Raw genomic sequence first — 15,854 nt, 5'->3', positions numbered from 1 at the left:
TTTACGGAAGACAATTTTATAACAACAAAAATGGAGGCATTAATATGTTGAAAAAAGTTTTTGCAATGAGTACGACAGTTGTACTAGCGGCGGGATTATTAAGTGGTTGTGGAACGAAAGAATCAAGTGCAAGTAAAACTGAAGATACGAAAAAAGGTTATGTACCGAAGACTTTAAATGTTCAATTTGTTCCTTCTCAAAATGCAGATACATTAGAGGCAAAGGCAAAACCATTGGAAAAGCTACTAAGTGATAAATTAAATATTCCGGTAAAAGTTAGTATTTCAACGAATTACAATACAATTGTAGAAGCGATGGCGTCTAAGCAAGTAGATGTAGGTTTTTTACCTCCAACAGCGTATGTGCTAGCGCATGAGAAAAAGGCTGCAAACGTAATTTTACAAGCACAACGTTTTGGAGTAGATGATGGAACAGGAGCCCCTACAAAGGATTTAGTAGACTTTTATAAATCTGAGTTTGTAGTTAAGAAAGATTCAAATATTAACAGTGTAAAAGATTTAAAAGGTAAAAAAATTGGCTATCAAGATGTAACGTCATCAGCAGGGTATGTATGGCCTGCGGCTGTATTGTTAAAAGAGGGAATTGATCCGCTAAAGGATGTGAAACCTGTTACACTAAAAGGTCACGATCAGTCGCTTATTGCTCTTTTAAATGGTGATGTAGATGCAGCTGTTGTATTCCAAGATGCTCGTAATATTGTGAAAAAAGATTATCCGAATATATTCGATCAAACGAAAATAGTGAAATTTACGGAAAAAATTCCAAACGATACGATTTCGGTACGTTCTGATTTAGATGCAGAGTGGAGTAAGAAATTACAGGATGCTTTCATTGAAATAGGAAAGAATGAGGAAGGTCACAAAATCATTAAAGAAGTATATTCACATGAAGGATATGTTAAATCTGATGATAGTAAATTTGATATCGTTCGTGAATATGGAAAGAAAGTAAAAACGCAATAATACATATGGAAATGGCAGCTAACTGGAAGGTGTATGTTTCCAGTTAGTTTGCCGTTTTGAATACATAGAAGGTAGGTAAGATGTGTGATAGAATTTCGAAATGTTTCCAAAATGTATCCGAATGGTACAAAAGGATTGAATAATATAAACTTGAACATTCAAAAAGGTGAGTTTGTTGTAATGGTAGGGCTGTCCGGAGCTGGAAAATCTACACTTCTCAGATCGGTAAATCGCCTTCATGAGATTACAGAAGGCGAAATTATAATTGAAGGTGAGTCTATTACTGCTGCGAAAGGAAAAGGATTACGACGCATGCGCCGGGATATTGGCATGATTTTTCAAAGTTTTAACCTTGTAAAGCGATCCACGGTATTGAAGAATGTATTGGCTGGGCGTGTTGGATATCATTCGACACTGCGTACAACGTTAGGTCTATTTCCAAAAGAAGATTTGGAGCTTGCCTTTCAATCGTTAAAAAGGGTGAATATTTTAGAAAAAGCATATGCGCGAGCTGATGAATTATCAGGAGGACAACAGCAACGCGTATCGATTGCTAGAGCGTTGGCGCAAGAAGCAAAAATCATATTGGCAGATGAACCTGTTGCGTCGTTAGATCCGCTAACAACGAAGCAAGTATTAGATGATTTGAAAAAAATTAATGAAGATTTTGGGATTACAACAATTGTAAACTTACATTCTATTGATTTAGCTAGGCAATATGCGACACGCATTATTGGATTACATGCAGGCGAAATTGTTTTTGATGGTTCTGTAGACGAGGCAACGGATGAAAAATTTGCTGAAATTTATGGAGACGTAGCGCAGAAAAGTGAATTATTAAAGGTGGCAGTTAAATGAATGATGTGACGATATATTCAAAATCGATACCGAAGCCGCCAAGTAAGTTGAAACATATGTTAACGGTTATTCTAGTTATTTTACTGTTGTGTGGAAGTAGTATACAGGTCGACGCATCATTTTCAAAACTAGTAGTTGGTTTTCCTAATATGATGGACTTATTAAAAGAGATGGTGCCGCCAGATTGGAGTTATTTTCAAGTTATTACAACAGCGATGTTAGATACAATACGTATGGCGATTATTGGAACGACTTTAGGAGCGATTTTAGCTATTCCACTGGCACTATTTGCGGCAAGTAATGTGTTTACTAGTGCATTTTTGTACGGTCCAGCTCGATTGGTTTTAAACTTTATCCGAACGATACCAGATTTATTATTAGCGGCAATTTTCGTAGCTATTTTTGGAATAGGACCACTTCCAGGTATTTTGGCTCTTACTTTTTTCTCAATTGGGCTCGTGGCAAAATTGTTGTATGAGTCAATGGAATCAATTGATCCAGGTCCATTAGAAGCGATGACGGCAGTAGGAGCAAATAAAGTGCAATGGATCGTGTATGGGGTAATTCCGCAAGTGAAAGCACATTTTGTCTCCTATGTTCTTTATACATTTGAGGTGAACGTACGTGCAGCAGCTGTTTTAGGTTTAGTAGGAGCAGGTGGTATTGGGTTATATTATGACCGTACACTTGGATTTTTACAATATCAACAAACTGCATCTATTATTATTTATACCCTTGTTGTTGTATTGTTAATTGATTATGTAAGTACATTGTTGCGGGAGAAATTATAATGAGTAAAACGACGATAATTGTACCAAAACCGAAGAAACCGAGTGTGTATCGCTGGTTTGTTTTTATAGCACTTGCATTTGTTTATGTATGGGCTTTTTCAGGAGTCCCACTAGAGGGAATAAAGGATACGGCAGGAGAAATTACAAAAGCAATTATGACAGGTGTATTGAGTCCAGATTGGTCGTATGTATCTTTGCCAGATGGTGAAGATTTATTACATGGTTTAATTGATACGTTGGCAATTGCGATATTAGGTACATTTATTTCTGCCTTTTTATCTATTCCATTCGCTTTTTGGGCGGCAACGAATATGAGCAGTGGAAAATTAACGTCAGGAACTGGGAAATTTGTACTTAGTTTTGTTCGTACATTTCCTGAATTAGTTATGGCCATTTTATTTATAAAAGCTGTTGGACCAGGCTCTTTTGCCGGAGTTCTAGCTTTAGGGTTACACTCTATTGGAATGTTAGGGAAATTATATTCAGAAGGAATTGAAAATATAGATAAGGGACCGACGGAAGCATTAATAGCTACAGGCGCAAATCGGTTTCAAATACTTTGGTATGCAGTATTGCCACAAGTATTACCGGATTTTCTATCATATACGTTATACAGGTTCGAAATTAATGTACGATCCGCTGCCATTTTAGGTGTTATTGGAGCAGGCGGGATTGGGACACCGTTAATTTTTGCACTGAGTTCACGCAATTGGTCTCGTGTGGGTATTATTTTATTGGGTATCATTTTAATGGTAATTATCATTGACTTTATTTCAAGTTCGATACGGAAGAAAATTGTATAATTTATTTTAAGCACCTATAAAAGGTGCTTTTTTATATAATAAGAATAATAAATGTGAGCAATAGGGGGGATAATTTGGCTTTACAGCACGAGTTTGTATTTGTTTCAAATGAAAAAAAAGGGTTGGATTTTATAGGTATAGATTGGATTGAACTTTGTTTTCTATATAAAGAAGAGGCAACGATAGATGAGTGTGTCGTATTAAGTGATGAGCTAATCGTATATCTATTAGATTTTACCCATTGGATTCCGACCTATTATCCAGCGAAAAGAGCAGAAGGATTTGGAATTCACTATTATGGTATTACGAAAATAGAACAGCAAGGAGCAGTGATAGCAGAACAGTTATTTTGTTCGCTAGTTAACATGTTTTCTCTAGCGCCAGAAACAATCGAACTGACAGGTCAGTTTCGATGGGGAAATGATAATAATACTGATGGAGAATATGAAAGATACGTATTTGATCGAGATAAATTATGCCAAGATTTAAATTCTTTTATTCGTTTGCTTTGCAGAGTGGAAAATGGGGAAGGATATATTTTGCATTATGGAATTTGAAAATGATGAATAAATATACAGATAATTCCCTTTCTTTTTAAAATAAAAACAATGAAAAAGTATGTCATATTGAATACCCATACATTCCCGAAATCATTGATTTTTTTATGAAAAACCAAAAAAATATCAACATATTTGTCGATACATGTTGTATAATCTTGCGTGGGAAGCTATCATATAAATGTATAAAACGTTTACTAATATAAGCGAAGGGAAGAATAGCATGTCACATTCAATCGAACAACTTTCTATCAACACGATTCGCACATTATCCATCGATGCGATTGAAAAAGCAAACTCTGGTCACCCAGGAATGCCAATGGGTGCAGCACCAATGGCTTATACATTATGGACTCAATTTATGAAACACAATCCAAATAACCCAACGTGGTTTAACCGTGATCGTTTCGTATTATCTGCAGGTCATGGTTCAATGTTACTATACAGCCTACTTCACCTATCTGGTTATGATCTAACAATGGATGATTTAAAGAACTTCCGTCAATGGGGAAGCAAAACTCCAGGACATCCTGAGTACGGTCATACAGCAGGTGTAGACGCAACTACTGGTCCACTTGGACAAGGTATTGCAACTGCTGTAGGTATGGCAATGGCTGAAAGACATTTAGCGGCTAAATATAACCGTGATGCGTATAATGTAGTAGATCATCATACATACGCTATTTGTGGTGATGGAGATTTAATGGAAGGCGTTTCTGCTGAAGCATCTTCATTAGCTGCTCATTTACAATTAGGTCGTCTAGTTGTGCTTTACGATTCAAATGATATTTCATTAGATGGCGATTTAAATCGTTCATTCTCTGAAAGTGTAGAAGATCGTTACAAAGCATACGGATGGCAAGTAATCCGTGTTGAGGATGGAAACGATATTGAAGCTATCGCGAAAGCAATTGAAGAAGCGAAAGCTGACGAAAAACGCCCAACGCTAATTGAAGTAAGAACGACAATTGGTTTCGGTTCTCCAAACAAATCAGGAAAATCAGCTTCACATGGTTCTCCACTTGGTGTAGACGAAACAAAATTAACGAAAGAAGCATATGCTTGGACTGCTGAGCAAGACTTCCATGTAGCAGAAGAAGTATATGACAACTTCCGTAAAACAGTACAAGATGTTGGTGAAACTGCGCAAGCAGAGTGGAACACTATGCTAGGTGAATATGCACAAGCATATCCAGAATTAGCAAACGAACTGCAAACAGCAATGAATGGTCTTCTTCCAGAAGGTTGGGAGCAAAACTTACCAACTTATGAATTAGGATCAAAAGCAGCAACTCGTAATTCTTCAGGTGCTGTAATTAATGCAATTGCAGAGTCTGTACCATCATTCTTCGGTGGATCTGCTGACCTTGCTGGTTCTAACAAAACATACATGAATAACGAAAAAGACTTTATAAGAGATGATTACAGCGGTAAAAACATTTGGTACGGTGTACGTGAGTTTGCAATGGGTGCAGCAATGAACGGTATTGCACTACATGGCGGTTTAAAAACTTACGGTGGTACGTTCTTCGTATTCTCTGATTACTTACGTCCAGCAATTCGTCTTGCAGCATTAATGCAATTGCCAGTAACGTATGTATTCACACACGACAGTATCGCTGTTGGTGAAGACGGTCCAACACATGAACCAGTCGAGCAATTAGCAGCGCTTCGTGCAATGCCAAATGTATCTGTTATTCGTCCAGCTGATGGTAACGAATCTGTTGCAGCTTGGAGACTAGCTCTAGAATCTACAAACCAACCAACCGCTTTAGTATTAACTCGTCAAGACCTTCCAACATTAGAAGGTGCAAAAGACGATACGTATGAAAAAGTAGCAAAAGGTGCATATGTAGTTTCTGCAAGCAAGAAAGAAACGGCTGATGTAATCTTACTTGCAACTGGATCTGAAGTAAGTCTAGCTATTGAAGCACAAAAAGTTCTAGCAGTAGACGGCGTTGACGCAGCTGTTGTCAGCATGCCATCTATGGATCGCTTTGAAGCTCAAACTGCTGAGTACAAAGAATCTGTATTACCAAAAGCAGTAACAAAACGTTTCGCAATCGAAATGGGTGCTACATTCGGATGGCACCGTTACGTAGGTCTTGAAGGAGATGTGTTAGGTATCGATACATTCGGTGCTTCTGCTCCTGGTGAGAAGATTATGGAAGAGTATGGATTTACTGTAGAGAACGTTGTTCGTAAAGTAAAAGAAATGCTTTAATGATTTTAGAAAAATCTCTCCGGCATGGAGAGGTTTTTCTATGTAAATGAGTTTTTTCGACAGAAAAAGTTTTTTATCTCTCCGCAGTCAGACAATCATTGCAAAATTTCTTCTATATAATGAAGAGAAAAGGTTGTCCAGATTGGGAGGCAAAAGATGAAAACGTATGAATTGTATTTAATTCAAGAGGATATTGCGAAAGCTTACTTTGGTCGTGAATATTTGTTTTTTGATTTATTTGCTCGATTTTCAGAATCTGGGTCCCTTTCAGAGAAAAAAGTGTTATATAAACAAATGATGTATATAACGAGACCATTACAAGTAATGAAAATTCATCATAAATTAGAACAAGCTTTACGGGTTCTTGGTAAATATGATCGAACACATCATACACATACACTTTATACAGGAGCGGAATACGGTGAAATAATGGTGAAACCACACTATATTCGCATGAATACCTCTGGAAACGTTTCTATGGAAACGACCTTCTTTGAGGTGTTAAGAAAGTGTGAATTAACATTTTTAGCTATGGATTATGAAAATACAAAGTACGGATGGCTGAATCCTCTAAAACAAGTACGAACATATGTGTAAAAAATGTCGAATTGTATCTTGTCTTATTGAAAAGGTTTTAGTACACTGTAAGGTAGACAACATGAAGGAGGAAAATATATGCCGATTTGGTTAGGTATTCTAGTGGGCGTAGTAGCACTAGTAGCAGGTGTGGCGTTAGGATTTTTCATTGCCCGCAAATACATGATGAACTACTTAGAAAAAAATCCACCAATTAATGAACAAATGTTAAAAATGATGATGATGCAAATGGGACAAAAACCTTCCCAAAAGAAAATCAATCAAATGATGAGCGCGATGAGCAAGCAACAAACAAAATAAGCGCTAAAGGGCACTCGATAAGAGTGCCCTTTCCTATTGGGTTTTTTGAAGTGTTTAAAACTTTTAAAAATTCAGTATTTTTGGTAAACTGAAAACATCGCTCATTTTAAGAGAGGAGGATAAAAATGAAGGTATTTATTAATTTAGCGTGGTTTTTTAAACAAGAAAAACGAGCGTACATAATCGGAATTATTATGTTATTTGGTGTCGCGCTTCTTGAACTTGTAGCTCCGAAAGTACTAGGTATTGTAGTAGATGAAATTAATAATGGAACATTAACATCTGAAAAATTGTTGAAGTGGGTTATTCTGTTAGTAGTTGTAGGGATTACTATGTACATATTACGTTATTTATGGCGTATTATGATTTTTGGATCTTCGTTAAAACTAGCCCGTCAATTACGAAAGAATCTATATGAACATTTTACAAAGATGAGCCCATCTTTCTATCAATCACGTCGTACGGGTGATTTGATGGCGCATGCGACTAATGATATTCAGGCGATTCAACAAACTGCTGGATCGGGCGTTTTAACACTTGTTGACTCATTAGCGGTTGGGGGATGTGTACTCGTAGCGATGGGTTTTACAATTAGTTGGAAGTTAACATTGTTAAGCTTAATTCCAATGCCGATTGTAGCGATTTCGACAAATTATTATGGAACGTTATTACATAAAAGGTTTCATAAAGCGCAGCAATCGTTTTCAGAAATCAATGATAAAGTGCAAGAGAGTATGAGTGGGATGAAGGTAATTCGATCACTTGGACAAGAGAAAGAAGATTTACAAGCATTTCGAAAAAAATCAGAAGATGTTGTACATAAAAATATGTTAGTCGCACGTATTGATTCGTTGTTTGATCCGACAATCTCTCTTATCGTTGGATTTTCTTTTTTAATTGCAGTGTGTTACGGGTCAGTATTAGTTGTGAGGGGTGAATTAACTGTAGGTGATCTCGTTACATTTACAACGTATTTAGGTACCCTCGTTTGGCCAATGTTAGCCTTTGGATGGTTGTTCAACATTATGGAGCGTGGGCGTGCTTCGTATGACCGTGTAGAAAAAATTCTCTCGCAAAAATCAGATGTAGTAAATAGAGAAGATGCTGTACATAAAGTAGCAAGCGGTGATGTTACATTTGCGGTCAATTCATTTTCATATAAGAAAAATGAACTGTTACAGCTAATAGATGTTCACTTTGATTTGAAGAAGGGTGAAACACTAGGAGTTGTTGGACGTACAGGAGCAGGGAAAACGACTTTATTAAAATGTTTAATCCGTGAGTATGATCATTTTAGTGGTGAATTAAAAGTTGGGAAGCGGGATATTCGCGATGTAACACTTTACGGTGTCCGTTCTGCCATTTCATACGTGCCGCAAGATCATTTTTTATTTTCAGCGAGTATTGGGGAGAATATTGCCTTCGGAAAGGCGGATGCTACATATAATGAAATAATTCGCGCTGCAGAGATTGCTTGTATTCATAATGACATCCTCCAATTTTCAGAAGGGTATGAAACGGTAGTAGGAGAAAGAGGCGTTTCGTTATCTGGAGGCCAAAAACAGAGAATCTCTATTGCACGTGCTTTATTAACGAATGCGGAAATTTTAATTTTAGATGATTGTTTATCAGCGGTAGATGCAAAAACAGAAGAAACGATTTTAAATGCATTAAAGAGGGAAAGAGCAGGAAAAACAACGATTATTACTGCTCATCGTTTAAGTGCAATTCAACATGCCAATCTTATACTTGTTGTGGATGAAGGCAGAATTGTGCAACGAGGTACACATGAACAATTAATGGAAGAAAACGGTTGGTATAAAGAAATGTACGAGAGCCAGCAGTTAGAAGCATTAGTCGAGAAAGGAGGCGTATGATGACAGGGAAGAAGCGGAGTGATTTAAGTAGATTACTTTCTTATATGAAGCCATATAAAAGGTTGCTATCTTTAGCATTTATCTTTTTAGTTGGTGCAACTGTAACTGAAATGATGGGTCCTTTTTTAATTAAACAATTTCTTGATGAACATTTAGTACCACGTAACTTTGATCAATCAGCACTTGTTACTCTATTTGTAGTGTATCTTATTGCTCACTTATTAAAAGTATTATTTACTTATTTAGACTTATTGTATTTTCAAAATATCGCTTTTAAAATTGTTCAAGATATGCGTGTTGAAGTATATGATCATGTTCAAAAGTTATCATTAAGTTTCTTTGATCGTACGCCGATTGGTACGCTTGTATCGCGCATAACGAATGATACGGAAGCAATTAAAGATTTTTATGTCAGTGTATTATCCACATTTGTCAAAAATGTAGTCTTTTTAATAGGTATTTTAGTAGCAATGTTTTTATTAAATGTAAAACTAGCTCTATTTTCTCTCGTATTAATTCCAATAATGTTTGCAATTATGGTGCTATATCGCCGGAAGAGTGCAGCCTTTTATTTAGAAGTACGTAATCAATTAAGCGTGTTAAATGCAAAGTTAAATGAGTCCATTCAAGGAATGAATATTGTCCAAGTGTTCAGACAAGAAAAGCGTATGAGAAAAGAGTTTGAAGAAGTGAATAATAAACATTATAGTGCAGGGCGGCGGACGTTAAAATTAGACGCGTTACTTTTACGTCCAGCAACTGATTTAGTTCATATTGTCGCTATTGCGTTAGTACTTGGTTTATTTGGAATTGATGCTTTGAAGAGTCCTGTTGAAGTAGGTGTCTTATATGCGTTTGTTAACTATATACATCGTTTCTTCCAGCCTGTAAATGAGATGATGATGAAATTATCATTTTTCCAACAGGCACTTGTTTCATCATCACGTGTATTTCATTTAATGGACGAGAAAGATTTAGCGCCAGTTCAAAAAGGAGATGGAAATCCTCAAGTCGTTAATGGAGAAATTGAATTTAAAAATGTTACTTTTTCGTATGATGGAAAACGTGATGTTTTAAAAAATGTATCTTTTCACGTGAAACAGGGGCAAACAGTGGCTTTCGTTGGGCACACTGGTAGCGGAAAAAGTACTATTATGAATTTGTTAATGCGATTTTATAATATTAAGTCCGGAAATATTGTAATAGATGGTGTAGATTTAGAGAGATTTGAAGAAAGAGAAATTAGAAAGAAAATAGGACTCGTATTGCAGGATGCATTTTTATTTGCGGGAAATGTAAAACAAAATATTCGTATGTACAATGAAGAAATTACGGATGAAGAAGTAAAAGAAGCGGCACAATTTGTGCAAGCGAATACGTTTATTGAAAAATTACCAGAACAGTATGAAACGGAAGTAGTAGAAAGAGGAGCTGCATTTTCTAGTGGTCAACGACAATTAATTGCTTTTGCTAGAACGATAGCAACGAATCCGAAAGTATTAGTATTAGATGAAGCCACAGCTAATATTGATACAGAAACAGAAGATGCGATCCAAACAGCATTACAGCAAATGCGAAAAGGGAGAACGACTATAGCAATTGCACACAGATTATCTACAATTCAAGATGCAGATCAAATTTTTGTTATGCATGATGGAGAAATAGTAGAAAGAGGAACACATCAAGAATTACTGAGTGAGCAAGGGTTGTATTATAATATGTATTTACTACAAAATAAAGGGAATTTACAAAAGGCCTTGTAAAATTACAAGGTCTTTTGACTGCACGTGAAATTTTTACAAAAAATATACGAATAACATAGTATAATGTAGTAGAAATGTGTATGGAGAATAGTAGGAAACGAAATAAAGGAGAAAAGATATGGATTATGTGCTAATAGGTGTAATTTTATTATTATTAGCTGCAGTATTTGTGCTGTTCTATAAAAATAAACAGTTAGAATCAGAGAGCCAGCAAGTAGAATTTGAAAAGAAGCAAGCAATTGAAACGTATGAAACTGAAATTGCAGCTACGGTTACAGAGCATAAAGAACAACAAAATACATTGAAAAATATGGAACAGAAGAAATACAATGATTTACAAATAAGTGCAGCTAGAGAACTTGAAAATATGCGTATGATGAAAAATCAATTAGCTGTGCAACATAGTAAAGAACGCAGTGAAATGCAAGACAAACATAGTAACGAAATACATATGTTTCAAAAGTTAATTGCAAATTTGCGAGAGTATACGAAAAATGGAGCTGAAGTGAATACACACGAAGCATTACATTATATGAAGCGTGGATTCGTAGAGCAAGGCATAATACTAGACAATGAATTTCATATTATGCCGAATGTTTTTATTAAAAATCAGCACGGAGGAAATGATTGTCGCATTCATCATCTTGTCTTAAGTAAAACGGGTATGTATCTACTTGAGACGAAAGAATGGACAGGGAAATTAATTCATGGATTAACGAAAGAAAATGCTAGTATATATTCATTTATGATTGATGAAATGGGCAAGTATCAACAAGAGGTAGAGAAAGAAGAGACATTTGAATGCATTACAGGTGAAGATTCATTAACGATACAAGTGAAAAATGAAGGGAATCCAGTATATAGAGCGAAGAAACTATCTCATATTCTATACAATTGTTTGAAAGAAATGCAAGTTGATATTGTAAAGGAAAACGTAAAACCGATTGTATATTTTTATAATGCGAGTGGGAAAGAAGTGCTAGATCTTTCTGAAGAAAAAACGCCGAGATTAAAAGATAGAGAGCAAATTGTAACGTTCTTCAGAAATGAGATCTTAACAGGCAAAGTAATATATACAGATCAAGAGTTAGAAAAACTTCGAGAAATCATTAGCCGGATGAATTATATAATGAATTAAGAAGGGGTGGGCTTTTTGAGTGCTATATTGAGGGGGATTATGTATGTTTATGTTTGTTTGTATATACTAATGTATCTTGCGTTTATTTTTGTAATTGATGCGGTTCATATGTCAGTAAGTGTAAAAAGTATGTTTGTAGTAGTCATGCCATTTGTTTTATTAGTCGTGATTCAAAAATTCGTCTTACGTACTTCTGTAAATCGTAATACAGAAAAGAAACAAATGCTAGGTGTAATAATAGTAGGTTGTATTCTATTGTTAGTGTGCACAGGACAATTAAGTATGAATACATACACTTCAAAGTTTAATCAAGATCGGTGGTTACATGCTGAAGAGAAACGGGTACATATGGTAGATGATCTATTACAAAAATATAAATTAATAGGGAAATCAAATGAAGAAATCACAAAATTATTAGGAGCATCTACTGGAACAAGCAATGGAAAAGACGGTGTTATCACTTCGTACTATCTTGGAACTGAACGTGGCTTTATTCCAATAGATAGTGAACAGCTTGTTTTACAATTTGATAGAGATGGTAGAGTTGTGGAATATAAGGTGCAAAGAGATTAAAGAAACGGAGAGAGAAGCTATATATTATAGCTTCTTTTTTATATTCCAATATAGTAAATGTAGGAAAATAGTAGTCATTCCTATCTATACGAATCGGAATGAGTCTGTTATATTGTAAATGGTTATGTAGTTTAATAGTTTACTAGATATCCTATATTTTGGTTGAGGAGGGGAAAATAACACGAATTTAATTATGGCGTGTTAAGTATTATGATGAAAAAAAGATTTTATAATGTTTTAGCTGCATCGATTGTATTTAGCTTGGTAACGATTCCGAATTATTCCTATGCTAATGAGTTGGAAAAAACTGTAGCGGTTTCACCTGATGAACAAGCTTTAAAAAGTATTGAAAACCATATGAAAGATGAAGATGGTCGAGGAGAAGATAAAGGAGTACAAAATGAAGTGCAAGGTGAATTTCTTGTACATATAGTGAAAGAAGTACCTTTATATGATTCTAGTAATTTTCAAAAAGAGACAGGGGTTCACCTTTCGAATCAAGTCGTAAAAGCTGAGAAGAGAAAAGGAAACGCTTACTATGTTCGGGCTTCATCTGGAACTGGATGGATACAAAATAGTGAGGGGAATGTAGAGGTTAAAGAAGTTCATACGTTATCAAGTGAAAAGTTAGTTATTAATGAAGAAATCTCTACATACTCTGAACCATTTACTTCATACAAAGAAGAAAATGTATTGGAACCACAAACCATTCAAGTAATGGGATAGGCGGGAGAATGGTTCCAAGTAAAAATAAATAATGAAATGAAATGGATTTATTCACCTTCAGCAAAATTTGAAGGAACAAAGGCTTCGCTTATTCAAGAGGCAACACCAGCACGTACAAAACGTGCAGCAGTTATGTATGCTGCACCAATAGAAGAGAAAACAACGGATATTTATGGTGTAACTTTAAAAGAAATGATTGTACCGAAAGGAAATGAAAATATCCGTCCTGGTTATGCGATGAAGCCGAAGTATATTACGATTCATGAGACAGATAATTACAGTGTTGGGGCAAATGCTAAAAACCATGCAATATATTTATATAACCAAGCAACGGGAACGGAAGATCGTTCAGCGTCATGGCACTTTACGGTAGACGATAAAGAGATTTATCAACATCTTCCATTAAACGAAAATGCTTGGCATGCAGGAGATGGAGCAGAAGGAACTGGAAATCGAGAATCCATTGCGATTGAAATTGCTGTAAACGAAGATGGTGATTATAATAAAGCTGTTGAAAATGCTCGTAAATTAACAGCTTATTTAATGGGAGAATTACATATTCCTTTAGAAAATGTGAAGAAACATCAATTCTGGAGTGGAAAGAATTGTCCGGCTATTATGATTAAAAATAATGCGTGGGAACCATTCTTACAAGGAACAAAGGTTTATTATGATGCGAACCATAAAGATGATATAACAGGTGGTTGGTACGAAGCAGACATTCGTGAATTAGATAAACGAGGCATTATGATTGGGGATGGGAAAGGTTCTTATTGGCCAGAGCGTCTTGTCACACGTGGCGAATTTGCGAATTTAATTTCAAGATCATTACAGTTACCTGAAGGATCATCGAATTTTAATGATTTAAATACAGCACATTCATCGCTAATAGATGGTATTAATCGTGCAGCAAGTGCTGGGATAATAAGTGGTAGAGGAAATGGGACATTTGCTCCAAATGATACGATTAAACGAGATGAAGCCGTTATCATGATTGACCGTGCACTGCAATATAAAAAAATTAAAGGTAACTTAGTTCCGTTACCATTCTCGGATCAAGATTTAGCATATGATAAACAAGCTGTACAACGTGTTTATGGATTAGGTATTGTAAAAGGAAATGAAAATAATGAATTTATGCCGAAAGGTTCTGCAACGCGTGGAGAATCGGCAGCATTTATTAATAGAATGTTAAAAGTAATAGAAAGTAAATAATGAAAAAGCATTCGCGATTGCGAGTGCTTTTTTATTTTTCAATATGTTACGGAAGGGAGGGGAGGATATTGAGTGGAATAAGGAATGAAAGCGGAGGTGATGCATATATATAGATGCGTTGGGTTGTTTTTATCGCGTATGAACGGCAGCCCGATTATAATCAGTGTGGAGTGGACTAAACCGCTACTGATTAAACTTTTACTTTATCATATTGTATAAATGAAAAGGAGGTAAGACGGTGAAAGCTATACCGACTGATGTCCTGAGTAAAGAATTGATGGAAAGAGAAGGCGTTATATCTATTACAGTAAAAGAATTTGAAAAGATAGAAGTAGCTGGAGTAGTAGTCGCTGGCCCTGCGGTTATTTTGATTAATCAAGATTAAGTACATAGTATCCATTTAGAAAAGCATCCGTTTAGGGTGCTTTTTATTTGTGTGAAAGAGAGTGTTTAGTAGATAATGGGGGTACTGGAGGGAGAGTATGTGGCAATTATTACAACGATGTTAGTAATGGGGATTTTATTGGGGTTTGTTGGAGCGGGTGGAGCAGGTTTTATTATCGCAATACTTACTTTAATATTTCATATTCCTATCCATGTTGCGCTTGCGACATCTTTAACAGCTATGGCTTTTACGACGTTATCTGGGGTTATAAGTCATTATCGTGAAGGAAATGTTGTATTTACTACAGGCGGGATTGTTGGTGGATGTGGAGCACTTGGTTCTTATATTGGTTCAAAGCTTGGTTCACTTATCCCCCCGCATTTTCTTCATTGGTTTACAGCTGGGATGTTATTTTTATCTGCAATTTTTATGTTTATTAAATTAATTAAGTTTCAAAATAGGGAAGAATTACTTTTAGCAGAAATTAAAGATTTTTCGAAAGAAAATATAATGAAATGTATATGTCTTGGATTAGTCACTGGAATGATGGCTGGTTCATTCGGGATTGGTTCTGCACCATTTATTCAACTTGGATTAATGGTTCTACTAGGTTTAACAATCCAGCAATCTGTAGGAACAACAATGCTTGTTATATTGCCGATTGCGATTGGAGGTGGGATAGGATATAGTTCAGAAGGGTATCTAGATTATATATTGTTATTGCAAGTATTAATTGGGACGATGTTAGGAGCGTATATCGGAGCGAAGTTTACAAATTATGCACCACGTATGCTTTTGAAGTTTTCAATGATTATGACACCAGTTGTAGCTGGATGTATGTTATTGATGGAATAAAAATAATATAGCAAACTAATATGTTTTACGAATGAATTATGTAAGTAATTCATATTTCCCATATAAAAGGATTTGCTTTAATATAATGAGTGTAAAGTTCGAGTATTCGAGGTACTACTTGAATTATATCCCTATCCCTTTTCTAAAAATGCGAACAAGTTTTGCCCTATTCTATTCAATAATTAATTGCATAGAAATATATTGTTCGA

Annotated in this window: 14 protein-coding genes and 1 pseudogene; all 15 read left to right on the top strand. The window is 35.6% G+C overall.

Annotated features, from left to right (window positions below):
• Positions 1-44: 44 nt before the first annotated feature.
• The 15 genes and pseudogenes from MKX31_RS16020 (at position 45) to MKX31_RS15950 (ending at position 15,645) form a co-directional block, all read left to right on the top strand.
• Positions 45-983, top strand: a complete 939-nt coding sequence (locus MKX31_RS16020; RefSeq protein ID WP_064477029.1) for a phosphate/phosphite/phosphonate ABC transporter substrate-binding protein — start codon at positions 45-47, stop codon at positions 981-983.
• Positions 984-1,067: 84 nt separating this feature from the next.
• Positions 1,068-1,841, top strand: a complete 774-nt coding sequence (phnC, locus tag MKX31_RS16015; protein WP_064477028.1) for a phosphonate ABC transporter ATP-binding protein — start codon at positions 1,068-1,070, stop codon at positions 1,839-1,841.
• Positions 1,838-2,632, top strand: coding sequence for a phosphonate ABC transporter, permease protein PhnE (gene phnE, locus MKX31_RS16010; protein WP_340981218.1), 795 nt, complete (start codon positions 1,838-1,840; stop codon positions 2,630-2,632). The genes phnC and phnE (MKX31_RS16010) overlap by 4 nt, the downstream gene beginning before the upstream one ends.
• Positions 2,632-3,435: a phosphonate ABC transporter, permease protein PhnE gene (gene phnE, locus MKX31_RS16005; RefSeq protein WP_064477026.1), complete on the top strand. Its 804-nt coding sequence runs from the start codon at positions 2,632-2,634 to the stop codon at positions 3,433-3,435. The genes phnE (MKX31_RS16010) and phnE (MKX31_RS16005) overlap by 1 nt, the downstream gene beginning before the upstream one ends.
• A 74-nt stretch (positions 3,436-3,509) precedes the next feature.
• Positions 3,510-3,992, top strand: coding sequence for a coproporphyrinogen III oxidase (locus MKX31_RS16000; protein WP_088047011.1), 483 nt, complete (start codon positions 3,510-3,512; stop codon positions 3,990-3,992).
• Between the two features lie 223 nt (positions 3,993-4,215).
• Positions 4,216-6,216, top strand: a complete 2,001-nt coding sequence (gene tkt / locus MKX31_RS15995; protein ID WP_340981215.1) for a transketolase — start codon at positions 4,216-4,218, stop codon at positions 6,214-6,216.
• A 156-nt stretch (positions 6,217-6,372) separates the two neighbouring features.
• Positions 6,373-6,813, top strand: a complete 441-nt coding sequence (gene sirA / locus MKX31_RS15990; RefSeq protein ID WP_048562540.1) for a sporulation inhibitor of replication protein SirA — start codon at positions 6,373-6,375, stop codon at positions 6,811-6,813.
• Between the two features lie 78 nt (positions 6,814-6,891).
• Complete coding sequence (locus MKX31_RS15985) at positions 6,892-7,113, top strand: YneF family protein (RefSeq protein WP_001123316.1); 222 nt, start codon at positions 6,892-6,894, stop codon at positions 7,111-7,113.
• A gap of 125 nt (positions 7,114-7,238) precedes the next feature.
• Positions 7,239-8,990 (top strand): ABC transporter ATP-binding protein, encoded by a 1,752-nt coding sequence (locus MKX31_RS15980; RefSeq protein ID WP_340981212.1) that lies wholly within the window; start codon positions 7,239-7,241, stop codon positions 8,988-8,990.
• The gene (locus tag MKX31_RS15975; protein ID WP_064477022.1) at positions 8,990-10,753 is read left to right on the top strand and encodes an ABC transporter ATP-binding protein; all 1,764 of its coding nucleotides are present in this window, start codon (positions 8,990-8,992) and stop codon (positions 10,751-10,753) included. The genes MKX31_RS15980 and MKX31_RS15975 overlap by 1 nt, the downstream gene beginning before the upstream one ends.
• A 118-nt stretch (positions 10,754-10,871) precedes the next feature.
• Entirely contained in the window at positions 10,872-11,891 is a 1,020-nt protein-coding gene (locus MKX31_RS15970; protein ID WP_088047013.1) for a nuclease-related domain-containing protein, read from the top strand.
• A gap of 6 nt (positions 11,892-11,897) precedes the next feature.
• A complete protein-coding gene (locus tag MKX31_RS15965) occupies positions 11,898-12,464 on the top strand; it encodes a hypothetical protein (protein ID WP_088047014.1) in 567 nt (188 codons plus the stop codon).
• Between the two features lie 213 nt (positions 12,465-12,677).
• Positions 12,678-14,405, top strand: a pseudogene (locus tag MKX31_RS15960) (S-layer homology domain-containing protein).
• Between the two features lie 238 nt (positions 14,406-14,643).
• Positions 14,644-14,790, top strand: a complete 147-nt coding sequence (locus tag MKX31_RS15955) for a BC1881 family protein (RefSeq protein ID WP_000644411.1) — start codon at positions 14,644-14,646, stop codon at positions 14,788-14,790.
• A gap of 99 nt (positions 14,791-14,889) precedes the next feature.
• Positions 14,890-15,645 carry a sulfite exporter TauE/SafE family protein gene (locus MKX31_RS15950; RefSeq protein ID WP_088047015.1) on the top strand — a complete coding sequence of 252 codons (756 nt, stop codon included), beginning with the start codon at positions 14,890-14,892 and terminating at the stop codon, positions 15,643-15,645.
• Positions 15,646-15,854 lie beyond the last annotated feature (209 nt).

It is taken from the genome of Bacillus sp. FSL M8-0063 (genome assembly GCF_038005545.1).
GTDB lineage: Bacteria > Bacillota > Bacilli > Bacillales > Bacillaceae_G > Bacillus_A > Bacillus_A wiedmannii.
This window is presented reverse-complemented; position numbering and strand designations above follow the sequence as displayed.